Source organism: Bacillus sp. HSf4 (assembly GCF_029537375.1).
GTDB classification, from domain to species: domain Bacteria; phylum Bacillota; class Bacilli; order Bacillales; family Bacillaceae; genus Bacillus; species Bacillus sonorensis_A.
Window position 1 is genome coordinate 2,723,731 of sequence record NZ_CP120679.1, and the last position, 23,346, is coordinate 2,747,076.

Below are 23,346 nucleotides of genomic sequence, written 5' to 3' on the forward strand. Positions count from 1 at the left end.
CAAATTCCTCCTATTGTCTTTCTTTTACAAAAGCATTATATGTCGCGACCGTTTCCGGATAAACGGCTTGGTTCTTTGATAGTAAAAAGGTAATCGTATTTTTCAGCGCCTGAATGAGCGCAAGATCCAAATCTTCTTCAGCCAGTGAACGAACCTCGTCAACCCCCGGAAAACGGCGGCCCGGTTCAATATAATCGGCTACATAAACCACCTTGTCGAGCAGGGTCATGTTCGGCCTCCCCGATGTGTGATATCTGATCGCCGACAATATGTCTTCATCGGTGATTCCGACTTCGGCTTTGACAAGCGCCGCCCCGGCGGGTGCATGCCACAATTCATGATGAAAATCGAGCACATCCAAGGGCCTGCCTTCTTTTTGAATGATATGTTTCAATTCCTCTTTTGGACGAAATTTGGCATAGTCATGAAAAATCGCTGCGGTTTCCGCTTTTTTCACATCGGCGCCAAACCGTTCCGCCAGCTGCACAGCCGTTTCCATTACCCCGATTGTATGGATGTAGCGCTGCTCTGTCAGCTGCTCTTTCACACAAGCTAGTGCTTCCTCACGTTTCATATAAATGATGCTCCTTTACATAGACCTTTACATCGTCAGGAATTAAATAATCGGTCGGCTGACGATTTTTGATGCGGTCCCTGAGTAAAGACGATGATACTTCAAATACCGGCACGTCTACGAAAACAAGCGGATAGGGCGTTTCAATTTGAAAGCCCGGCCGCTTGACCCCGACGAATTGGATCATTTCGATCAGCTTGTCAATGTTAGACCATTTCGGTAAATATTCAATCATATCCGCCCCGATGATAAAATAAAATTCGTCATTCGGATACCGCTTCTTCAACAGACAGACCGTATCATATGTATAGGAAGGGCCTTCCCTTTCAAGCTCGATCGTCTCCAGTTTAAAATTCCTTTTTCCCTTGATGGCGAGCTTCAGCATTTCAACACGGTGACGGCTTTGCGAAAACGAATTTTCCTGTTTATGCGGCGGAATTTGATTGGGCATAAACCATATTTCATCAAGACCCATTTTATACAGCACTTCATTTGCCATCAGCAAGTGCCCGTTGTGCGGAGGATCAAACGTCCCTCCAAAAACCCCGATTTTCCTCATGTCTACCACCTTTTAAGAGCCTAAGGAAGTTCAATTTGTTTATTTTCTCTTGACTCCTTGTACAGCACAATGATATTACCGATCGTTTGCACCAGTTCGGCGCCTGCTCCGCTTGCCAAAGCATCCGCGACCTCGTCTTTCGGCTGTTCGCAGTTTTGCAGCACGCTTACCTTAATCAATTCTCTGGCTTCAAGCGCTTCGCTGATTTGTTTTACCATATTATCGTTGACTCCGCCTTTTCCGACTTGAAAAATCGGTGACAGATGATGCGCTTCTTTTCGTAAATAGCGCTTTTGTTTTCCAGTTAACATGTTGTTCCTCCTAATTTTCGCAAAACAATGGATTTCATTTTTTCAATATTCGGCTCACGTCCGGTCCACAGTTCAAATGATAAAGCGGCCTGGCCGATGAACATGCCGACACCGTCCAGTATTTTCAATCCCTTTGCTTCAGCTTCTTTCAATAAAGCGGTTTTGAGCGGATTGTAGATGATGTCGCAAACAAGGCTCGCCTCTTTTGCATTCGCTAAAGAAATCGGGGCGTCATCGACGTCCGGGTGCATGCCGACAGATGTCGTTTGAATCACGACATCGTACGCTGACAGGTTGGCTTCCGCCTCCTGCAAAGTCAGCGCCTGCACCTCTCCCTCAAAAAGCCCGGTAAACGCTTCTGCTTTTTCAGGTGTGCGGTTTGCCACATCAAGCCGCTGCGGCCGCTGTGACGCAAGCGTCGTAAAGATCGCCCGGGCCGCGCCTCCCGCGCCGACAATCAAAACAGAAAGCTCGCGAATCGGCCGATCAAGAGACTGTTTCAGCGATTTTAAAAATCCTTCCCCATCTGTATTATATCCGACAAGCCCGTCTTTTTCTCTTCTGACAGTGTTTACCGCTCCGAGCGCTTTGGCGCTTTCATCAATGCGGTCAAGGTATTTCATAATGGAGACCTTATGCGGCACCGTCACATTAAATCCTTGCACACCGAGGGCCCGCATACCTTTGACCGCATCTTCCAGATCGTCTTTTTCAACACGGAAAGCATGGTAATGCCCGTCCAAGGAAAGGTCTTGCAAAGCGGCATTATGGATGTCCGGAGACATGGAATGTGCGACAGGATTTCCAATCAGTCCGTAAATCGGTTTCATCATCCTCTCCCCCTATCTTCAGATTAATGATCTGCGCAAAAAGACGGAAACGCCTTTAGGAGCGTGTGCGACAATTCTTTGCTTAGCGCCCTGAATCGTCACCCAGCCAAGCCCTGAAAAGACGACATCGGTTTTCTGATCCTTTATCGTGAATGTGTGTCTGACAAACTCGGGAAACGTTTCAAGATCCTCTTTCGCAGGTGGGGCCAGCATGTCCCCCGCATGCTTTTCATAAAGCTGATCCGCGTTTTCAAGCTTTGTTCTGTGAATATTGAGTTCATTTGGCATATAGCATACAAACGGCGACCTGTCTCCGGATTCAAAGTCAAGCCTTGACAGTCCGCCGAAGAAGAGCGTCTGCCCGTCATTCAGCTGAAAAGTGCGGGGCTTCAGTTCTTTTTTCGGCGACAATATTTTCAAATCGCGTTTTGCGACGTAATGGGCCATCTGATGGTGATTGATGATTCCCGGAGTGTCGTACATTGATGAGCCGTCATCAAGCGGGATTTCAATCGCGTCAAGCGTTGTGCCGGGATACTGGGATGTTGTGATGATGTCTTCTTCTCCCGACACCTCTTTGATAATCCGGTTGATAAAAGTGGACTTTCCGACGTTCGTGCATCCGACGACATACACATCTTTGCCGTTTCTGTAATGCTCAATCGCATCGATCGCTTCTTTCATACCCTGGCCGCGCCCTGCGCTGACAAGCAGAACATCGACGGGCTTTAACCCGAGCTCTTTCGCTTCGCGTTTCATCCAATGAACTAGTCGGTCCCGCTTGACCGATTTCGGCAGAATATCCGCTTTGTTTCCTATTAATAGGATCGGATTGCCTCCGACAATACGGCTTAATCCGTTAATCCAGCTTCCGTTGAAATCAAAAATGTCGACGATTTTCACGATAAGCGAATCCGTTTCCCCAATGCCGTGCAAGATGTTTAGAAAATCATCATCCGTCAGAGAGACGTCCTGGATTTCGTTGTAATTTTTCAGTCTGAAGCAGCGCTGACAAATCACGTCTTCCTTCAGGAGAGATGATTCAGGCGCATAGCCCAGTTCATTTTTATTTTCGGTTTGGATGGCAACTCCGCATCCGATACATACTACCTTTTCCATGCTTTAATCCTCCCACTGAATATGGCCTTTTCGTTTTAACGAACTGAGAATCCTCCGTTCCACCTGACGGTTAAAACGCGTAAAAAAGCCATCGGAAGCGGCCACAGGCACAACAAGAATCGTGTGAAAGCCATTGCGGTTTCCTCCGAGGACATCGGTCATGAGCTGATCCCCGATCACCACAACGTCCTCTTTTTTCAGTCCCATATTTTTCACAGCTTTCCTGAAAGCTCTGCCCATCGGCTTTTTCGCTTTATAAATAAACGGGATATTCAGCGGTTCCGAGAAAATTTTGACCCGTTTTTCATTATTATTGGAAACGATGGTAACTTTAATGCCGTTCTCCTTCATCTCTTCAAACCACTCGATGAGACGCGGTGTAGCGCTTGGCCTGTCCCATTCCACAAGCGTGTTGTCCAAATCCGTAATAATCCCTTTAACATTGCGCTCTTTCAGCTTTTCAGGGGTAATATGAAAAATATTTTTAACAAATTCATCCGGCAGAAAAAACTTTTTTAACACAAGCCGCACCCTTTCCTTTCACTTACTGCTTTTTTCTATGTGTCGAATCAAATCTAAAAGTGTCTTAAAAAATCGGCTGTCCGAAAAGTTTTCGACATATAATAGGATTCTTCAACAGGTGTGGATAAAATTACACACAGTATCCACTCTTATTTCATCAACCTTTTATTAAATTATAAACATGATACCCACAAGTTATCCACTTTTTGGTGTGGATAACAGAACGATTGTTCTTGCCCAATATTCATGATAGATTATAGGTACTTCAAACAAGATCATATAACTTAACATTTTATGCAGTTTCAAAACTGGTTATTCCAATTTTCATGAGGAGGTGTCTTCCCCATTAAATGGGTACCAAGTATGAGAAAGCTGTCTGATGAACTTTTAATAGAATCATACATTAAAGCAAATGAGATGAATTTAAACCGCGAATTCATCGAGCTGATTGAATCTGAAATCAAAAGAAGGTCGCTCGGTCATCTGCTTTCCGTCTCTTCTTAAGTTAGCACTTCCGGGCGTTCTTGCCGCTTTTTTCACTTAGGTTGATATTATATCACTTGAATAATACGCTTACTACTGTTTTTCATGAAAAAACACCTCTGTCAGAAGAGGTGCTATTTGAAGAATCCGTACGGACTCAACCAGTAAAATCCACCGATCACCAGCAATACGACCAAGAGAACGACAACAAAAGCATAGCCGTATGCTGCACCTGCGTAGCCGGGATAAGCCGGATATGAATACGGATATCCGAAGGCCATCACATCATTCCTCCTTTTAAGACTATTGTAGTAACAGCCTATGACCAAAAAGGAGAAATGGCTAGGCCGTTGACCGATTCTCAAGAAGTTTTTATGACGCCGCTTTTTTTGATGTCTTCAAAAATGATCCGAGCGCCTTTTGGGGTTAAGTGGTTTCCCGACGGATCGATATACCCCGATTTGATCAAGTGCTCATCCGTTTGTCCGCCAGCCTTGTCAACGATGCTTTTCCAGTTGTCAATGAGTGGCACATCCAATTTGCGCGCCGTTTTCCTTGTGACCTCATTATAGGAATCATGCCACTTTCTCGCTCCTCCGTACTTTTCAAACGAAGCAGCCCTGTATCTCGAATAATAAAAAATGTTGTTCCCGCTTCCTTCAACGAGCGGAAGACATGTCATCAACACCGGTTTTATCCCATGGCGGCGGCTTTCTTTGACGAAATAAGACAGATTTTCTCTAAATCTTTTTTTCGACACGCGCGGAACCCCTTTTGCAAGTATTGCCGCATCATTTGTTCCGAACATGATCAAAAGGTATGCCGGATGCTTGTCGAGCACATCCTTTCGAAAGCGAAATCTGGCGTCTTCCGTCGTTTCTCCGCCGATACCCGCATTCACGATGCTGTACTTCCCGCGAAGAGAAGTTTGTAGTAAATTGACCCACTTCTCCGCTTTTGGATATTCGCGAAACTGCCAATTTGAACCGCGTGTATTGCTGTCACCGAACGCAACGATTTTTCGGGTGCCGTCCTTTCCGCATCCGGAAAGAAGCAGCAGGAAAACGAGGACCATTGCAAACATTTTTTTCATCGTTTCACCTCCAAAAGCCAATAATACGATCATATAAAAGAGATTGGTCAATTTCAACGGAGAAACTCTCTCTGAATGATTGATACTACGCTTTTAATCTGTTCTTTTCGACTCAGGAACATTCACATCCGCCCGTTTATCCGACAAACAATGAATAGGTTTTGATGGGGCGAAACCCCAATTTCCCGGCGAGCCGGATGGACGCTTTGTTTTGCGAATCACAATCCCAGCGCGGCTTTATCCCAAGATCCTGACAGTATGAGATGAATGCGCGGGCGCATTGTGCGGCAAATCCCCGTCCCCTGAAATCCGAATGTGTGGCGATATCAATCTCAGCGAAGCGTTCCGAGCGGAAAATCGCGACGCATTCGCTGACCGTCCGCCCTTCATAGAGGATTTTAAAACCGAAGCCGCTCTTCAAAAAATTCGCGGTTCCTCCCCAATATTCATCAGCATACTGTTCATCGAAATGCACGCTGCGCTTCAGATCGCCTTCGGAAAACATTTCAACGACTGCACCGACGTCTTCCTCATCATGATCAGGCTCCTTTGTAAAGGAAAAGACGGTGCGCTTCATCTGTTTTATATCATCCAGGGCGGCTCTTAAAAAAGCGTCCCATTCCGCCGAGCCGGAAAAGACGGTAAACCGCCCGGCGTTCCTTTGCTCATTCAAGTAATGATGCCATTTGTCCCGCTTCATTTCAGGGGGACTCCCGGCAAGATAATAAATTCCCGAAGGTGTTTGAAAAAGCGCTGTGCGCGGAACATCCGATCGATCGGCAAATATTTTGCCGCCTGTGACTCCGTCTGCTATCGCATGGGCAAATGTCGGACTGCCCTCGTGCAGCATCAATTTTGCCTTGGACATATCTGCTGTTTTTAGCCGTATCATCTTATCCTCCAATTAATTTGCCGCCTCATCGCTTCCGGCGATGTTCCGGTCAAAAATAAACACGGAAACGGCAATATCCTCCTGGATTTTGATATCTGAAAACAGATGCTCCAATTTTGCACCGATCAGCTCTTCCATGCCCTCCGGGGTATGATTGGAATAATGATCCTGAATCAGGACCGTCCTAGCCGCATGCACCATTTCTTTGCCTTCAGGTGTACTTGCGATAAATTGCTCGCTTGCGGTCAAATTGCCGTAAAGCGTCGAAACCGCCATATTGTCGACAAATACGGTATGAATCCGTTCAGGCCCCTTGCCGAACAGCTCTTTCCGCAGCTTGCGAATGATATCATTAAACTGATGGATTTTTTTAGACATTGTTATACCCCTTCCCCTTTAAACCATGCAAATTATCGTGATGTTCCCTTAAACACTTAACTTGGTTAAAATTTTCCTGTTCTATTGAATTATAATAAATATTATTTTATAATAAAAGTTATGTTGATGGATTTATGATAGAGACATGTTATAAATCTATCCGTTTCTACATATTGGGATTGGTCTGTTAGTAAGGATTGCTAGTAAACTACTCCGCCATGTATGTTTATGCCGCTTGCCAGGACGGGAGCCGGTATATGTGTACATGGCTTTTTTTGATTTCTTGACAACGATGGAGGGACAAAAATGATGGACGAAAAGCCGCTCAAGATCTTAATAGACGGCACAGAATACGTGGCTCGGGAAGGGGCGACGGTTTTAGACATCTTAAATGAAAACGGGATCGAACATCCGCAAGTTTGCCATGTTCCCGAGGTTGATCCCATTCAAACGTGCGACACCTGCCTCATCGAAGCAGACGGAAAATTAAAGCGCGCCTGTTCGCTGAAAGCGGAAAACGGCATGTCGATCAGCCTTTCGAATGAGCGGGTGAAAAAATCGCAGAAGGAAGCGATGGACCGAATCCTCGAAAACCATCTGCTTTATTGTACGGTTTGCGATAATAACAACGGCAACTGCAAGCTGCATAATACGGCGGAAATGATGGGCATTGAAGAGCAAACATACCCTTATATGCCGAAGGAAGATCCGGCGACTGCCGTCGATATGTCGCATCCTTTTTACCGCTATGACCCGAACCAGTGCATTGCGTGCGGACAATGTGTGGAAGTGTGTCAAAATCTCCAGGTCAATGAAACGCTGTCGATCGATTGGGAGCGGGAACGCCCGCGGGTCATCTGGGATGACGGTGTTTCGATCAACGACTCTTCATGCGTCAGCTGCGGACAGTGCGTGACCGTCTGCCCGTGCAATGCGCTGATGGAAAAGTCAATGCTCGGGGAGGCCGGATTTTTGACAGGCATCAAACAGGACGTCATGGAGCCGATGATCGACCTCGTGAAAAACGTAGAGCCCGGTTACAGCAGCATTTTCGCCGTTTCCGAAGTAGAAGCGGCGATGCGGGAAACTCGGACCAAAAAGACAAAAACCGTCTGCACTTTTTGCGGTGTCGGCTGCTCCTTTGAAGTTTGGACGAAAGGCCGGGAAATCTTGAAGGTCCAGCCGGTATCAGACGCGCCCGTCAACGCCATTTCCACCTGTGTCAAAGGAAAATTCGGCTGGGATTTCGTCAATTCCGAAGAGCGGCTTACAAAGCCTTTAATCCGGAAAAACAATACGTTCGTCGAATCCACCTGGGAGGAAGCGCTTGATCTTGTCGCCAGCCGCTTAGGGTCGATCCGCCAGCAATATGGGAAGGGGTCTGTCGGCTTTATTTCTTCTTCCAAAATTACGAATGAAGAAAACTACCTGATGCAAAAGCTGGCACGGCAAGTCTTTGAAACGAATAACGTCGATAACTGCTCCCGCTACTGTCAATCACCGGCAACGGACGGGCTCTTCCGCACGGTCGGAATGGGAGGTGACGCAGGTACGATCAAAGATATCGCAAAAGCCGGCCTCGTCATTATCGTCGGGGCAAATCCGGCCGAAGGCCACCCGGTCCTTGCAACCCGCATTAAGCGGGCCCATAAGCTTCACGGGCAAAAGCTGATCGTCGCCGACCTTCGCAAAAACGAAATGGCCGAGCGTTCAGACCTGTTCATCAGACCGCGCCAAGGGACGGATCAAGTATGGCTGATGGCCGTGACAAAACACATGATCGATCAAGGCTGGCATGACCAGGCGTTCATTGAAGAAAACGTGAATTTCTTTGAGGATTATAAAGAATCTCTTGAAACATATACCCTTGAATATGCAGAAAACGTCACAGGCATCAAGCAACAGACGCTGATCGAAATCGCGGAAATGATCCGGGACGCTGACGGCACCTGCATCTTGTGGGGAATGGGCGTGACTCAAAATACGGGAGGCTCTGATACGTCTGCGGCGATTTCAAATCTCTTGCTTGCGACCGGAAACTACCGCCGGCCCGGTGCCGGAGCCTATCCGCTTCGCGGCCACAACAATGTCCAAGGCGCCTGTGACATGGGGACGCTGCCAGGCTGGCTTCCTGGATACCAGCATATTTCCGATGACAAAGCGCGGAAAAAATTCGCAGAGGCTTACGGCGTGACAATCGACAGTGCACCCGGCCTTGATAATATCGAAATGCTTCATTCGATCGAAAAAGGTGATATGAAAGCGATGTATATCGTCGGCGAAGATATGGCCCTTGTCGATTCCAACGCCAACCGCGTCCATGACATTTTATCCGGGCTTGAATTTCTCGTCGTTCAAGACATATTCCTTTCGAAAACGGCTCAGTACGCCGATGTTGTCCTGCCTGCGGCGCCTTCTCTCGAAAAAGACGGAACCTATACCAATACGGAGCGCCGTGTTCAAAGGCTGTATCAAGCACTCCCTTCCCTCGGGGATTCAAAGCCCGACTGGCAGATCATCCAAGCCATCGCAAATCTGCTCGGAGCTGACTGGAATTACAATCACCCGGGAGACATTTTCTCAGAAATGGCGAGCCTGTCTCCACTGTTTGGCAAAGCGAGCTACGAAACGCTTGAAGGCTGGAACAGTTTTCTCTGGGGCAGCTTGAGCGGAGAAAGCACACCGCTGCTTTATGAAGACGGATTTCACTTTCCTGACAGAAAAGCGCGCTTTGCGCCGGCCGATTGGACGGAGCCGGCCGAATTCCCTGAGGAATACGACCTCCATATTAACAACGGGCGGATGCTTGAGCACTTCCACGAAGGAAATCTGACCAATAAATCGGCAGGGATTCAAGCGAAAGTACCGGACGTCTTTGTTGAGATTTCACCCGACCTGGCAAAGGAACGGGGAATCTGTGACGGATCTCTCGTAAGGCTCGTCTCTCCATACGGCGCCGTGAAATTGACCGCGCTTATTACGGATCGCGTGCGGGCGAATGAGCTGTACCTGCCGATGAACTCAACAAATAAAGAATCGGCGATTAACTTTTTAACCGGTCCGGCAGTCGATGCGCGCACGAACACGCCAGCCTATAAACAAACGAAAGTGCGAATGGAAGTCCTCGAAGGCTGCACAGCGCCGCCGCTGCCGAAAACGAATCCGCGCAACAAAAAACGCAACCCGCAAAACGGGGTCGAAGTGGAGCGTAAATGGAAACGTCCGGGATATATCCATCTGACAGACTAATGCAAGGAGGAAATCATACATGGCCACCCCCATTACTGCGATTCAAAAGGAGCGCAAATCAGAGGAGCAAATCAAGCTTGAAAAACTGGAAGAGCTAAAATCGCTATTGGCAGAAAATGAAGACGCCCTCTCTAAAACAATGACCCTCATCGGCGAGCTGAACGGACTCGGCGTCTTTGATGCCGCAGACAGCATGCTGCAGGCGAAAGAAGACATCGCTAAAATCGCGCTCGGCCAGCTGTCCCGTGAACCGGTCGTCAACTTGATCAACACGGCAATGGCGGCCGGCGGAGCCCTGTCAAAAGCCGATCCCGAATTGACGGGAAAGCTTGCGGAAAGCCTGGTAGCAGGTATAGAACAAGGTCAGCGCTTTTTAAAGGAAGATCAAAAAGTCAGCGTCTTCGCCCTGCTAAAAGCCATGAACGACCCTGACATCAACCGCGCCGTCGGCTTCGGCCTTCAGTTTTTAAAAGGCATGGGGAAAGCGCTGAAAGAGTAAAATGAAAAAACCGGCTCGCTTGGTCCGAGCCGGTTTTCTGATGATGAGGGCCATCGTTCATTTGCTGTGTGTTCCATCCTGTTTGCTCAACGATTCTTTTAAAATCTGAAATACGGTCGTCACAATGACTACAATCATTAAACCGGTCGTGAGCGGGGTCGCATGTGTTTCCTGAATTCCAATCATAATGACGCTCAACACAATCAATGAAAGAATGAAAATACGTTTGTTTTTCATTTGCCGCACCGGACTTCATTTATGATCGCTTTTTGCTTGACCGTCCGGCACCCTCACCCCCTACCTTTATTATCACGCACCTGTTAACTTTTGTAAATACATAAAAGGCGGAAGCGGTTGCAAAAAGCATTGGAAAGCATGCCGGTTTAAGATTCGTCTAGCACTGAAGCCTCATTAAACTGATCAGCTTCAGCGCTCGGTTGGTTCTGACTGCATGTCCATCTCCTCCTGATTTGATTATAAGGTTAAATCCCGCAAAAATCCGGTAATTTTATCGTACAGACACAGACGACCCCCAACCCACATACATTTACATATAGGCTTCTGCCTACATACATTTTGTGGAGGTGCCGTTAATGACAGGTGTTTTTGCAGCGCTCGGCTATGTCATCAAGGAACTCGTTTTTTTAGTATCGTATGTGAAAAACAATGCCTTTCCACAACCGCTATCAAGCAGTGACGAAAAAAAGTATTTAGAATTGATGGCCCAAGGGGATGAGCATGCGAGAAACATGCTGATTGAACACAATCTCCGGCTGGTCGCCCACATCGTCAAAAAATTTGAAAACACCGGCGAAGACGCCGAAGACCTGATCTCCATCGGAACGATCGGCCTGATCAAAGCGATCGAAAGCTATTCTGCAGGAAAAGGAACAAAGCTTGCCACTTATGCCGCGCGCTGTATTGAAAACGAGATTCTCATGCATTTGCGCGCCTTGAAAAAAACAAAAAAAGACGTCTCACTCCATGATCCGATCGGTCAAGACAAAGAAGGCAACGAAATCAGCCTCATCGATGTCCTCAAATCGGAAAACGAAGACGTCATCGACACCATCCAGCTCAACATGGAGCTTGAAAAAGTCAAAAAATACATCGACATCCTGGACGGCAGAGAAAAAGAAGTCATCGTCGGCCGCTTCGGCCTTGATTTGAAGAAAGAAAAAACGCAGCGCGAAATCGCGAAAGAGCTCGGGATTTCGCGGAGCTATGTGTCGCGGATTGAGAAACGGGCGCTGATGAAGATGTTTCATGAGTTTTATCGGGCGGAGAAGGAGAAGCTGAAAAAGACGAAGAGGAAGTAAAAATCATTCATTATATACACAAACCATTTCCGCGCACTCCACAAAAAGGTAAGGGAGGATGCTTTAAAAGCGTCCTCCACTTCTAACCTCTTTTAAGCCCTTTTGTAAAATTTCACTCCAGCAGGAACATTGTCAACAAATATGTTAACTAATCTAAATTAATTTTTATATGGTGAGGGGGATACTCTAATCGAGTTCCCCCCATTATTTTTAAGGATAACTGGTTAAATTTAAATTTCTATTGAATACTGTTGCAGAAGTGATGCTTGAAGCTGTTGTAACAGCTATTCTAACAGTATAAGTCAGTGTTGTAGTGGCCGTTACAGTATCAACATAAGTGTCAGATAACGGGAATCTTTGTGTTCCAGCTAGTTGGGCATTTCTATTAAATATTCGAGTTTGAAGTAAAGTTCCATCTCGATAAAGCCTTACCTGAAAAATTACATTATTGTTTGCTGTAGCTACAGTTTCTAAAGCAAGAGCATAATTTATTAGAATATCTTGCCCGCTGGTTACAGGCACGTTTGCTACTGTGGCAACTATTACTTCTGTATTTAATGGAACAGTTGGTGGACTATATACTGTTATTGGACCAGATGTATTAGTAAAGAATAACTCGTTTTGTGGTCCGGTTGAACCCGTTGGTCCTGTGGCTCCCGTCGATCCTGTTGGACCTGTCGGAGCTCCTCCACCCTCAACACTCAATAGAGCAACATCATCCACCAGCACGTTTGCAGTTCCCGCCTGTGGAATGTTGTTAATCAAAATGAATGCCTGGGTGGTACCGAGGGGAGCCGGCGAAGTTGTTTGATAGACTTCAAGCCATGTCCCATTTTCGGCTGACAGTATTCTGCTTGACGGCACAATGGCAAATAACCCGTATCCGAGAAAATTAAACTGATTGTCAAAATAAGTAACCTGTATCGTCACAGAAGGCACTGGGAGAAATCCCGTTCTCGCAAGAGAAACAGGAAACTCGTTACCTTCACCTTCCATAGCTGAAACAAATTGAAAATATACGAAGTGACGGTTCGTCCGATCAATCTTGCAGAGAAAAATCATCGACGATAAGGACTTTGAAAATGTATCATGAGTTTTACCGGGAAGAAAAAAGGTTATCAAAATTAGATCGGGTTTTAAAATCCGATCTAATTTTTCTGTCTAGATTTATTGCAACAAAACAAGCATAATTTGCACTTACAATTTCTATACAATATTGATATGATTATCTCATGTTCGGAGAAAAAATAAAAATGGCGGTCGTCTAACTTTGCTTCATACATTGGCAAGTATCTATTATTCACTTCCATAGAATTATTTCAACCTCCGATGTAGGACATCTCAATTTTCTTTCTGTGTTTTGCAGTTTCAGCAGTTCGTAATTCCGAATATTTATCGGTTCTTTTTTTCCAAACTTCCGAAATTTTATTTTTAATTTCTTCATCTGTAGCACCAGATCTTATCATACCTCGTAAGTCATAACCATTTTCAGCAAACAAGCATGTATAAAGTTTTCCATCCGCTGATATACGAGCTCGTGTACAATTATTGCAAAACGGCTCTGAAACAGATGAAATAAATCCAATTTCTATATTTGTCCCCTTATATTTATACCTCGAAGCAACTTCACCTAATTTATCTTTTTGAAGCTCTTCAAGTGGCCAAACAGATGAAACTATATCTAATAACTCCTTTTTTGTTACCACTTTAGAAAAATCCCAATCATTGGTTTGGCCGACATCCATAAATTCAATAAACCTTAAGGTTATCCGCCTATTTTTACAGTAAGCGGCCATTTTTAATACCTCATTTTCATTGACGCCCTTTATCACAACCATATTTACCTTAACAAAAAGTCTTGCATCAAGGGCGGCATCAATTCCGCTTAAAATCCTCTCCGATTTAATATTACGACCGTTCATCGATTGAATGGTATGTTCATTCAATGCATCAAGGCTTATATTTACACGCATTAGTCCGGCTTCCTTTAACGCATGAGCTTGTTTAACCAATAATAATCCATTTGTAGTCATTGCTATGTCGTCAATATTATTTATTTTTGACAGCCTTTCAATCAGAAGGTGAATATCTTTTCTTAAAAGAGGTTCTCCCCCAGTTAAACGAATTTTTCTTACACCTAACTCGGTAAATTGGATAACAATTCTTTCAATTTCATCATAAGTCAGAAGCTCATTCTGAGGCATAAATGAATAGTCTTCTCCAAAGGCTTCTGCAGGCATACAATAAGAACAGCGAAAATTGCATTTATCCATAATGGAAATACGCAAATCTTGAAGTGGACGCTCGTACTTGTCGTTGATTTGATTACTTTTCATGTCTATTCCCCCTTACAGTTCCTATCCATATTCCTAAATTATATTCTATTGAAAAATAAAACATGCTGAACTTGTTTTAAGATTATAAAATCTGTTCATAATGTATACAAACACCCATATTATACAAATTTGATTAAAAAAGGAGGATTTCTTTATTGTCAGGTCCATCTTTAAATAAATTAGATGCCCATAGATCCATCCACGATGGAGCCGTAACCGAAGGAAGGGATTTGATGGAAGTATTGGAACGGGTTTATGGTGAAAAACACGAAAAGCACGCCATGATTGCAGCTAAAGCCCTTCTGGATCATTGGGAAACCCGCACAATTGCACACGCAGACTCGGAAGAAGAGGGTTTGTACAAGAGAAAACTTGAAGAAAACCCAGATATCTCTCATACACTGAGCATGCTTAAACGTGATCATGATTTGCTTAGGATACTGGTAGGCGATATAAAAGAAAAGCTGGATAAACAAGTAGTAAATGATGATGTGATCGACCGTTTTAAAGCGATTAACGTTCTGGTACAAATACACAATCGGGATGAGGAAAGCTATTTGTTGGATCATCATTAATGAAACGCGTTATAGTCAATGATAATTAAATGAGCCACTCTAGGGTCTTACCGAAGTGGCTTTTTGTGTTCAGAGCAGTTTAATTTTTCCGTTCTATATATTTAAGGGCTTTTTTCGGATTCATTTTTCTGTATACGATGTACTTTCTAGACAAATATTCTAAAGGCAGACTCCACACATGAACCAACCTCGTATAAGGCCAAACTGCAAATAAAACAAACGCCGCCAAAATATGAAGTTGAAACCCGAGCGGTGCGTTCATCACCAAATATGGAGAAGGCTGAAAGCTCAAAATTCCCCTGAACCACGGACCTATCGTTGCCCGGTAGTCAAACTCTCCCCCTGTCGCTGTATAAGCCACAGTATTCGTAAAACCAACAACGGTCACAACTCCGATTAAAAGCAAAACATAAAGGTCTTTTTTTGGGCTGTTTCTCCTTACCCTTTTGCTTCTAAGCCGTCGTACTGTCAATAATGCTCCTCCAACAACCATCATCACCCCGGCGGCTCCCCCGAACCATACAGCGCCAAAGTGATACATATGTTCAGTTATTCCGATCACATCATAAAGCCCTTTAGGAATCAGCACCCCTGCCACATGTCCAAAGAAAACAAAAATTACGCCGTAGTGAAACAGTGTGCTCCCCCACTTCAAAAATTGATCTTTTTGGATAAATTCGCTTGATTGGGCCGACCAACCGAATTGATCTGTATTATAACGATGAATATGGCCGACAACAAAAATCGTTAACGATAAATAGGGGATGATTACCCATAAGAAATAATCTAATTTTGTCATAACAATCCCTCCAATTCGATTTATCCCGCATGGTGCTCCGCGTCTTTTTCATTAGACGGCAAATATGTCGCAATGTCTGCTAAACAAGCTTTTAATAAAAAACCATACGGATTATCCTCTTTTTCGAGTTCTGTCAGCAATTGATCAATTGCTTTTTTGTGGATTAAAAACACCTTTTGAACAAAGTCTTTTTCGGCAATTGATGCAAACTCTAAGATAAGCGGTAAATAATCAGGCAATTCATCATTTTTAATGTAAAACCCGGCTTTTGCAAACTCCATTTTTAGTTTTACAAAAGCCAAGCCGCGCTCTCTGTTCTCTCCAAACCTTGCATGAGTTAAATAAAGGGTTTTTGGTTCGCTAAAGTCGAACCACCTCACATAGTTCTCGCACAACTCTTTATAAGAGGTTTCATTCACATAGGTCAGAAACTGCCGGAGGCAGTGTTTCATCCCTTTGTCCGTCATTTCATCCACAATTTGATTTACTTCTTCCGATTCAGTCCATTCTTTATCTGGATATCTCAAGAATAATGAACAAAGTTTAAACACCAATCTATCTTCTTCCATCCATTGCATTTCCATTTAGATCACTCCAATATTCTTCACTGAAGGCGTATAAATCTTCATATTTTTCAGTGCCTAAACTGCAGCCTGAGCAGCCCTCCATAAATTCGTACCCCGAAGATCCTTGTCCCGAATACATATTGCCTGCTTCTTCCCGGTGTGATTTTGGAATAACATAACGATCATTGTATTTCGCTATTGCGGATAATTCATACAATTCTACGGCAGTTTCTTCCGTTAACTCGGCATCTTTAAGAACGGCTTTATCAAATGGTTGCTTCAGATTAACGCTTCTCATATAACTCCTCATGGCAACCATTTTCTTTAATACCCGTTCAATTACTTTCGTATCCCCAGCTGACATCAAATTTGCAAGGTATTGGATGGGAATTCTGAATTGCTTGATCGTCGGGAAAATGATTCTGGGATCCAGCATATCAATTTGACCACCGAACGTATTGGTAATTGGGCTTAAAGGCGGGATGTACCAAACCATTGGCAAGGTCCTGTATTCCGGATGCAGAGGTAATGCCACCTTATGTTTCACGGCAAGATTATACACGGGAGACGCTTGGGCTGCTTCTATCCAATCTTCCGGAATTCCGTCTTTTTTTGCCTGTCTCACGACATCCGGATCATTTGGATCTAAAAAAATACCCAAGTGTGATTCATATAAATCTTGTGGATTTTCAACAGATGCCGCCTCTTCTATTTTATCTGCGTCATAAAGGACGATGCCTATATAACGCAAGCGGCCGACACAGGTTTCAGAACAAACCGTTGGCTGGCCGTTTTCAATACGAGGAAAACAAAACGTACATTTTTCAGCTTTATTCGTTTTCCAGTTAAAATAAACTTTTTTATACGGGCAGCCTGACATGCAAAAACGCCAGCTGCGGCATGCATCCTCATCAACAAGAACGATGCCGTCTTCATCGCGTTTATAAATGGCCCCGGACGGACAGGAAGAGAGACATGACGGATTGATGCAGTGTTCACAAATCCTCGGCAAATACATCATAAACGCATGTTCATATTCTTGGATGACCTGTTCATCCACATTGTGCATGTTCGGGTCCTTTTTAGCCGTTTCATAAACACCTGCAAGATCGTCCTCCCAGTTCGGCCCCCATTTCAAATCGATGTATTCGCCGGTAAGCTGCGAGACAGGCCTTGCCACTGGCTGATGCTTTTTCTGAGGACTTTTGATTAAATTCTCGTAATCATAGGTCCACGGCTCATAATAATCATCGATACGCGTCAAATCTGGGTTGTAAAAGATATTGAGCAGCTTTTTGGCACGGCCTCCGGCTTTCAGTTCAATCTTTCCGTTCTTCAACTCCCAACCTCCGCGCTGGGTTTCTTGGTTTTCCCATTCCCTCGGGTAGCCAACGCCCGGTTTTGTTTCGACGTTGTTCCACCACATATACTCGGCACCGGTACGATTCGTCCATGTATTATTACAGGTCACGCTGCATGTATGGCAGCCAATGCATTTATCAAGGTTCATCACCATTCCGAATTGCGCTTTAATCTTCAAGCCAATCTACCTCGTTTCGCTCTAATTTACGAATGACGACTTGTTCATCTCTTTGGTTTCCGGTCGGGCCGTAATAATTAAATCCGTAGCTTAGTTGCGCGTATCCCCCTATCATTTGTGTCGGCTTAACGTGAATCCTAGTGGGGCTATTAAAAGTTCCACCGCGTTCTTTCGTTATTTTGGAACCGGGAACATTAATCGTTCTGTCCTGCACATGATACATAAACGCCACGCCTCTCGGTAATCGATGACTGACGACAGCCCTGGCGACGACAACTCCGTTGCGGTTGTACATTTCCAGCCAGTCATTATCACGTATGCCCACAGTTTCCGCATCTTTATTATTCATCCATACATGCGGTCCGCCCCTGAACAGCGTAAGCATCGGCAATGTGTCATAGTATGTGCTGTGGTAAGACCATTTAAAATGAGGCGTTAAATAGCGCAGTTTTATTTCCTGTGTTGTTGATGCCGGCTTACCATCTTTATTATAGAAAGCAGCTTTTCTTAAAGGCGCTTTAAATGTCGGCAGATCTTCTCCAAATTCCCGCATGATTTCATGGTCTAAGAAAAAATGCTGTCTGCCGGTCAAAGTTCGGAATGGAATAAGCCGTTCTATATTTGTCGTAAAAGGCGAGTAACGGCGATTGCCTGTCTCCGTCCCGCTATAGACCGGAGAGGATAAAACCTTTCTGGGCTGGGCTGTAATCTCGTCAAATGAAATGTGCTCTTCAGCCCGTTCAATGGCCAGGTCCTTTAACTTTTGCCCCGTTTTCTTTTCCAATGTATCCCATGCTTTCATCGCGAGCGAACCATTTGTAGTGCTGGATAGCGTCAGAATGGCCTCCGCAGCGTTTCGGTCTGCTGAGATGTCTGGGCAATCTTTATATTCTTTAGTCGTTTTAGCCGTACCTAAAATATCTTTTAATTCATCATACTCCTCTTTAGCATCCCAGCTTAGTCCCTTTGCACCGATTTTTTCCCGTATATTTGGCCCAAGCGCAATGAATTTATCGTATACTTTCGTATACTCCCTTTCGACGACATGAATACGCGGGAAGTTCTCTCCAGGAATAGGTTCGATTTTGTTATTTTTCCAATCAGGGATCAATCCTAACGCCTGTGATGTCTCATCTGAAGTATCGTGAAGGAGCGGTTCAGTGACAATGTCCTTTACCGTCTCCGGCAGATATTTTTCAGCTAAAGATTGAAACGTTTTAGCCAGCTTTTTAAACGTATCCCAATCAGACCGGCTCTCCCATGGCGGTGTAATCGCAGGATTGAAAGGGTGAATAAAAGGATGCATATCGGTTGAGCTGATATCATATTTTTCATACCAGGTTGCAGCTGGCAAGACAATATCCGAATACAATCCTGTACCGGACATCCGAAAATCCATATTAATCAGCAAATCGAGCTTTCCATCTTGTGCAACCGATGCTGCATCTACCTCTTCTGCATGCAGGGATTGATCTTGATCTCCTAGAATGCTTGAATGCGTACCGAGCAGGTGCTTTAGGAAGTACTCATGTCCCTTTGCTGAACTTCCGATTAAATTTCCCCGCCAGACAAATAACGCTTTCGGAAAATTAACCGGATTGCTCGGCTCTTCAATTGCAAATTTCATTTGCCCATTTTTGATTTGATCAACGACATACTTCACGGCTTCATCGTTATTAGCTGCCTTCGCTTCCTCGTATAGGGTAATGGAGTTTTTATTAAACTGCGGATACGAAGGCAGCCATCCTAATCTTGCAGCGAGCACATTATAATCTCCAAGATGATGATATCTGGGCTTCTCGACTAATGGTGAAATTAAATCTGAAGATTTTTGGTCTTCATAACGCCATTGCTCTGTCACGAAATAAAAGAAAGATGTCCCATTTTGTAAACGCGGCGGACCTCCCCAGTCACGGCCCATCGCAACAGTTTGCCATCCCTCAAGGGGGCGTACTTTTTCCTGGCCGACGTAATGTGCCCAGCCTCCACCGTTTACTCCCTGTGAACCTGTTAACAAAACTAGATTGAGGATCGCCCTGTAAATGGTATCAGAATGATACCAATGGTTAATGCCTGACCCCATAATAATCATCGACCGGCCTTTGCTATCAACCGCATTTTGGGCGAATTCTCTTGCAATTTGGGCAGCTAATTTGCGATCCACACCGGTAATTTGTTCTTGCCATGCCGGTGTGTATGGTTTCGGGTCATCATAATTTTTTGGATAATCACCGGGCAATCCGCGATTCACGCCTGTTTGCGCGAGCATGAGATCAAAGACGGTTGTGACATAAACAGACTCGTCATTTTGTTGAATTTCCTTAACTGGTACTCCTCGCGCGATAATTTGCTTCTGTTCTTGACCAAAGTAAGGAAACTGCAGCAATACGGTTTCATCTTCAATCCCTAAAAAGGAGAGTGCAGGTTCAAGATCTCCGAGCTGATTTTCAGTATCTTTCAGGTGTAAATTCCACTCCCCTCCTTCAGACCAGCGATGGCCGATGGTTCCATTAGGTGCAGCATACTGATTGGAGTTTTTATCAAATACTATCGTTTTCCATTCAGCCTTGTTTACATTCATCCCCAGGTCGCTTGCCCGCAAAAATCGGTCTGTTTTATAGTGATTGGCGCTCTTTTTTAATATAATGAGAAAAGGCAGATCCGTATATTTCTTGACGTAATCTTCGAAATAGGGCGTTTTTTGATCGACATAAAATTCTTTGAGAACAACATGGGTCATCGCCATCGCCAACGCAGAATCCATACCTGGACTGACGTTTAACCAATGATCGGCAAACTTAACAAACTCAGCATAGTCAGGACTAATAGAAACCACTTTAGTTCCGTTATATCTGGCTTCCACGTAGAAATGTGCATCAGGTGTTCTCGTTTGCGGCAAATTAGAACCCCAAACCAACAGGTAGCTGGAGTTGTACCAATCAGAGCTTTCAGGAACATCCGTCTGTTCGCCCCATATCTGCGGCGATGCAGGCGGAAGGTCAGCGTACCAATCATAAAAGCTGAGTAGCGGCGCGCCGATTAAGTTCAAAAACCTCGCTCCGCCCGCATAACTGACCATGGACATTGCCGGAATCGGTGAAAAGCCTACAATGCGATCCGGACCATATTTCTTGATCGTAAAAATCAATTGAGCAGCAATCATCATATTGACTTCGTCCCAGTTTGCCCGGACAAATCCACCTTTTCCGCGTGCAGATTTATAGGATTTTTGCATATCGGGATTCTCGGAAATGATTTTCCATGCTTCTACAGGATCGTTTGTTTTTTTGAAAGCTTCCTTCCACACCTTTAACAGCGCGCTTCTCACATATGGATAACGAACACGTATAGGGCTGTATGTGTACCATGAGAAACTTGCACCGCGCGGACATCCTCTTGGCTCATATTCAGGCATATTAGGGCCTGTAGTCGGATAATCTGTTTGTTGTGTTTCCCATGTAATTATTCCGTCTTTTACATGGACTTTCCAGCTGCAGGAACCTGTGCAATTCACGCCATGAGTGGTGCGAACCACTTTATCATGCTGCCATCTCCTGCGGTAGTATTTTTCAGACTCGCGGTCAGCACTAGATAACGTACTATGATTGTTTAAATCTGTGGTACGACCAAAAAAAGTCATCTTTTTGAGCAACGGAGATATTTTTTTCTTCATGACTATACTCCCTTTCGATTGTTTTGCGAAGCCCATTCTGTTTTACGTTTTTTGAGAAATATCGCTAAAAATTGCTACATAATACATGACTTCACCGGCATCATTTTCAACGGCGCTGATTGTTAACCATTCGAGATATTCTTTTCCATTTTTACGCTTATTCCAAATCTCGCCCTGCCAATACCCACTTTTCTCGAGTTCCTTCCACATTTCTTCGTAAAAATTTCTATCATGTCTTCCAGACCTTAAAAGCCGCGGAGTTTGGCCAACAGCTTCTTCTTCTTGGTATCCGGTTACAGCACTAAATGCAGGATTTACTTTTTGAATAATGCCGTTAGTGTTAGTAACCATTACCCCTTGACCAGTATTTTCAACAATGTTGTCCGCAAGTCTAAGCCTGTCAGAATAAAACATCCAAATAACTATAATTAAGCTTGCCAAGGCAAACTCGGATAACGCCATGAAACCAATCGCATCACTCCCTGTCATCTGATTGACCGCAGTTAAAATGAGAGGCGGAAAAAATCCCCCAAGTCCGCCCATGGCTGAAACAATTCCATTAACAATGCCGCCTTGTTTTGAAAAATAGAGAGGTACCAGTTTAAACGTGGTTCCATTTCCAATTCCCGAACAAACCGCCACTGTTAAAACTCCTACGGTATACAATGTAATCGTTGGAGAAAAAGAGAGTAATACCCCAGAGAAAGTTAATCCTGAAAATACAATCATAAGAACTTTAAATGGACTGAATTTATCCCCCAGCCATCCTCCAAGGGGGCGAAACAGCGTACAAATCGTGATAAATCCTGCTGTACGCAACCCTGCATCAACTTCGCTTAGTTTAAATTGAGTAACCAAAAAATTAGGAAGGTATACGGTAAATGCAACAAATGAGCCAAACGTTATAAAATAAAAAAGGCTGAGAAACCATAGTTTTTCATCCCGATAAACATTGAGGATTTGCTCCTTTAAAGCTGTTTTCACTTTTGGCTCATGTCTATCTCCCAATAAGATATTTAGAACAGCCAATATGAGCAAAGGAATCAGAAAAATCCTGACAGTGGCTTCCCACCCGAGTTGATTTGCAAGAAAAGGAGCACCAAATGAAGTCAGCGCTGTTCCAATATTTCCAACTCCATACACCCCATTGACAAATCCATGCCGGTCTTTTGGATAATACTTTGGCAAAGAAGTAACTCCTACCGAAAATATTGCTCCGCCGACTCCTAAAAATAGCCCAGCGATGACTAAGTCATTAAAAGTATTAGCAAGGCTTAAATAATAGACGGGGGCTATCAAAAATAAAAGGCTTATGAGAAAAACACGCCTTGCTCCATACCGATTCGTCCAGTAACCAATAGGCACCCTAAGAACAGATCCTAATATTACTGGAATTGCGGTTACCCATGATATTTGCGCTGACGAAAGTGCTATATCCTGTTTGATATATGTCATTAATGATGAAATAATGACCCACACCATAAACCCCACAATTAAGCTGAATGTTTGAAGGGGTAGCTGAATTTTTGTTAACTTCATTTCTCATGACCTTCCTTAATATTTCACGTTATTTCCATTCTTCCCAAATGAGTGCTATTTATGCATTTGCCAAGGAATCATTGAAAAGTAATTGAACAAATCTTAGATTTGTATCCAACATAGTGTTTTTTAATAACACGTACTTTTCAATGCATTTATATAGATTTTATAAAAGAGGACGGTCTAGATTATTTAAATGAATTTACCGAAAACAAGATTTTTCTCATATATAGCCTAAATCAGAAAACAAGGACGGAATTAATACCGTACAATTGAATATAGAACTTGAAACATAGAAGTCAACATAATGGAATTGTCTGTTATTTAAGGGAGGGAATGGAGTTGAAAATATAGATTTAGAAGCTTAGGGAGAGCAAGTGGAGTTTTAACTAGTTACAATTTTAAATGAAGAAAAGAAGAACTCTAGACTCTTTTGGACTCTATAAACTCCTCTTAGCATTTAAGTATTTACAAATTTTATACACTTGGT

At 44.1% G+C, this 23,346-nt stretch carries 23 protein-coding genes; 5 read left to right on the forward strand and 18 right to left on the reverse strand.

The genetic code is table 11. The annotated features are described in order from the left end of the window. Positions 1 to 10 precede the first annotated feature (10 nt). The 6 genes from yqeK to P3X63_RS14130 are packed head-to-tail and all read right to left on the reverse strand — an operon-like array spanning position 11 to position 3,915. Positions 11 to 574, reverse strand: a complete 564-nt coding sequence (gene yqeK / locus P3X63_RS14105) for a bis(5'-nucleosyl)-tetraphosphatase (symmetrical) YqeK (RefSeq protein WP_026587941.1) — start codon at positions 572 to 574, stop codon at positions 11 to 13. Beyond that, a complete protein-coding gene (locus tag P3X63_RS14110) occupies positions 564 to 1,133 on the reverse strand; it encodes a nicotinate-nucleotide adenylyltransferase (protein WP_026587942.1) in 570 nt (189 codons plus the stop codon). Before P3X63_RS14110 ends, yqeK begins: the two co-directional genes overlap by 11 nt. A 20-nt stretch (positions 1,134 to 1,153) precedes the next feature. Continuing rightward, positions 1,154 to 1,444, reverse strand: coding sequence for a ribosome assembly RNA-binding protein YhbY (yhbY, locus tag P3X63_RS14115; RefSeq protein WP_026587943.1), 291 nt, complete (start codon positions 1,442 to 1,444; stop codon positions 1,154 to 1,156). Further along, positions 1,438 to 2,274 carry a shikimate dehydrogenase gene (aroE, locus tag P3X63_RS14120; protein WP_026587944.1) on the reverse strand — a complete coding sequence of 279 codons (837 nt, stop codon included), beginning with the start codon at positions 2,272 to 2,274 and terminating at the stop codon, positions 1,438 to 1,440. The genes yhbY and aroE overlap by 7 nt, the downstream gene beginning before the upstream one ends. A gap of 18 nt (positions 2,275 to 2,292) precedes the next feature. Next, complete coding sequence (yqeH, locus tag P3X63_RS14125; RefSeq protein ID WP_026587945.1) at positions 2,293 to 3,393, reverse strand: ribosome biogenesis GTPase YqeH; 1,101 nt, start codon at positions 3,391 to 3,393, stop codon at positions 2,293 to 2,295. 3 nt (positions 3,394 to 3,396) lie between these two features. Then, positions 3,397 to 3,915 (reverse strand): YqeG family HAD IIIA-type phosphatase, encoded by a 519-nt coding sequence (locus P3X63_RS14130; RefSeq protein WP_026587946.1) that lies wholly within the window; start codon positions 3,913 to 3,915, stop codon positions 3,397 to 3,399. A gap of 363 nt (positions 3,916 to 4,278) precedes the next feature. Between P3X63_RS14130 and sda the strand changes: the two genes are divergently transcribed. Continuing rightward, positions 4,279 to 4,419, forward strand: coding sequence for a sporulation histidine kinase inhibitor Sda (gene sda, locus P3X63_RS14135; RefSeq protein WP_026587947.1), 141 nt, complete (start codon positions 4,279 to 4,281; stop codon positions 4,417 to 4,419). A 113-nt stretch (positions 4,420 to 4,532) separates the two neighbouring features. Here the strand turns inward: sda and P3X63_RS14140 are convergent, their stop codons facing one another. The 4 genes from P3X63_RS14140 to P3X63_RS14155 all read right to left on the reverse strand — a co-directional run bounded on the left by P3X63_RS14140 (position 4,533) and on the right by P3X63_RS14155 (position 6,761). Next, the gene (locus P3X63_RS14140) at positions 4,533 to 4,679 is read right to left on the reverse strand and encodes a hypothetical protein (RefSeq protein WP_179115706.1); all 147 of its coding nucleotides are present in this window, start codon (positions 4,677 to 4,679) and stop codon (positions 4,533 to 4,535) included. 80 nt (positions 4,680 to 4,759) lie between these two features. Then, positions 4,760 to 5,491 (reverse strand): SGNH/GDSL hydrolase family protein, encoded by a 732-nt coding sequence (locus P3X63_RS14145; protein WP_035428200.1) that lies wholly within the window; start codon positions 5,489 to 5,491, stop codon positions 4,760 to 4,762. A 136-nt stretch (positions 5,492 to 5,627) separates the two neighbouring features. Further along, the gene (locus tag P3X63_RS14150; protein ID WP_026587949.1) at positions 5,628 to 6,383 is read right to left on the reverse strand and encodes a GNAT family N-acetyltransferase; all 756 of its coding nucleotides are present in this window, start codon (positions 6,381 to 6,383) and stop codon (positions 5,628 to 5,630) included. Between the two features lie 12 nt (positions 6,384 to 6,395). Next, positions 6,396 to 6,761: a Na-translocating system protein MpsC family protein gene (locus P3X63_RS14155; protein WP_026587950.1), complete on the reverse strand. Its 366-nt coding sequence runs from the start codon at positions 6,759 to 6,761 to the stop codon at positions 6,396 to 6,398. 309 nt (positions 6,762 to 7,070) lie between these two features. Here P3X63_RS14155 and fdhF point away from each other — a divergent pair, with 309 nt between their 5' ends. Further along, positions 7,071 to 10,010 carry a formate dehydrogenase subunit alpha gene (gene fdhF, locus P3X63_RS14160; RefSeq protein WP_481748580.1) on the forward strand — a complete coding sequence of 980 codons (2,940 nt, stop codon included), beginning with the start codon at positions 7,071 to 7,073 and terminating at the stop codon, positions 10,008 to 10,010. 19 nt (positions 10,011 to 10,029) lie between these two features. After that, a complete protein-coding gene (locus tag P3X63_RS14165) occupies positions 10,030 to 10,509 on the forward strand; it encodes a helical membrane plugin domain-containing protein (RefSeq protein WP_277691112.1) in 480 nt (159 codons plus the stop codon). 57 nt (positions 10,510 to 10,566) lie between these two features. Here P3X63_RS14165 and P3X63_RS14170 read toward each other — a convergent pair whose 3' ends face one another. Then, on the reverse strand, positions 10,567 to 10,746 hold the full coding sequence (locus P3X63_RS14170) for a hypothetical protein (protein ID WP_051290390.1): 180 nt from the start codon (positions 10,744 to 10,746) through the stop codon (positions 10,567 to 10,569). 356 nt (positions 10,747 to 11,102) lie between these two features. On the opposite strand from P3X63_RS14170, the gene sigK reads away from it, so the two are divergent. Continuing rightward, the gene (gene sigK, locus P3X63_RS14175) at positions 11,103 to 11,828 is read left to right on the forward strand and encodes an RNA polymerase sporulation sigma factor SigK (RefSeq protein WP_009327855.1); all 726 of its coding nucleotides are present in this window, start codon (positions 11,103 to 11,105) and stop codon (positions 11,826 to 11,828) included. A gap of 210 nt (positions 11,829 to 12,038) precedes the next feature. Here the strand turns inward: sigK and P3X63_RS14180 are convergent, their stop codons facing one another. Further along, the gene (locus P3X63_RS14180; protein WP_277691114.1) at positions 12,039 to 12,890 is read right to left on the reverse strand and encodes an NTTRR-F1 domain; all 852 of its coding nucleotides are present in this window, start codon (positions 12,888 to 12,890) and stop codon (positions 12,039 to 12,041) included. A 257-nt stretch (positions 12,891 to 13,147) separates the two neighbouring features. Beyond that, positions 13,148 to 14,164 carry a GTP 3',8-cyclase MoaA gene (moaA, locus tag P3X63_RS14185; RefSeq protein ID WP_277691115.1) on the reverse strand — a complete coding sequence of 339 codons (1,017 nt, stop codon included), beginning with the start codon at positions 14,162 to 14,164 and terminating at the stop codon, positions 13,148 to 13,150. A 233-nt stretch (positions 14,165 to 14,397) separates the two neighbouring features. On the opposite strand from moaA, the gene P3X63_RS14190 reads away from it, so the two are divergent. After that, positions 14,398 to 14,739 carry a hemerythrin domain-containing protein gene (locus tag P3X63_RS14190; RefSeq protein ID WP_347176580.1) on the forward strand — a complete coding sequence of 114 codons (342 nt, stop codon included), beginning with the start codon at positions 14,398 to 14,400 and terminating at the stop codon, positions 14,737 to 14,739. A 79-nt stretch (positions 14,740 to 14,818) separates the two neighbouring features. Here P3X63_RS14190 and narI read toward each other — a convergent pair whose 3' ends face one another. The 5 genes from narI to P3X63_RS14215 are packed head-to-tail and all read right to left on the reverse strand — an operon-like array spanning position 14,819 to position 22,856. Beyond that, on the reverse strand, positions 14,819 to 15,538 hold the full coding sequence (gene narI, locus P3X63_RS14195) for a respiratory nitrate reductase subunit gamma (RefSeq protein ID WP_277691119.1): 720 nt from the start codon (positions 15,536 to 15,538) through the stop codon (positions 14,819 to 14,821). Between the two features lie 20 nt (positions 15,539 to 15,558). Further along, a complete protein-coding gene (gene narJ / locus P3X63_RS14200; RefSeq protein WP_277691120.1) occupies positions 15,559 to 16,122 on the reverse strand; it encodes a nitrate reductase molybdenum cofactor assembly chaperone in 564 nt (187 codons plus the stop codon). After that, positions 16,094 to 17,644: a nitrate reductase subunit beta gene (gene narH / locus P3X63_RS14205; RefSeq protein ID WP_277691122.1), complete on the reverse strand. Its 1,551-nt coding sequence runs from the start codon at positions 17,642 to 17,644 to the stop codon at positions 16,094 to 16,096. The genes narJ and narH overlap by 29 nt, the downstream gene beginning before the upstream one ends. Next, entirely contained in the window at positions 17,634 to 21,317 is a 3,684-nt protein-coding gene (locus P3X63_RS14210; RefSeq protein ID WP_277691124.1) for a nitrate reductase subunit alpha, read from the reverse strand. Before P3X63_RS14210 ends, narH begins: the two co-directional genes overlap by 11 nt. Positions 21,318 to 21,359: 42 nt before the next feature. Further along, entirely contained in the window at positions 21,360 to 22,856 is a 1,497-nt protein-coding gene (locus P3X63_RS14215) for a nitrate/nitrite transporter (protein WP_277691126.1), read from the reverse strand. Positions 22,857 to 23,346: the final 490 nt, after the last annotated feature.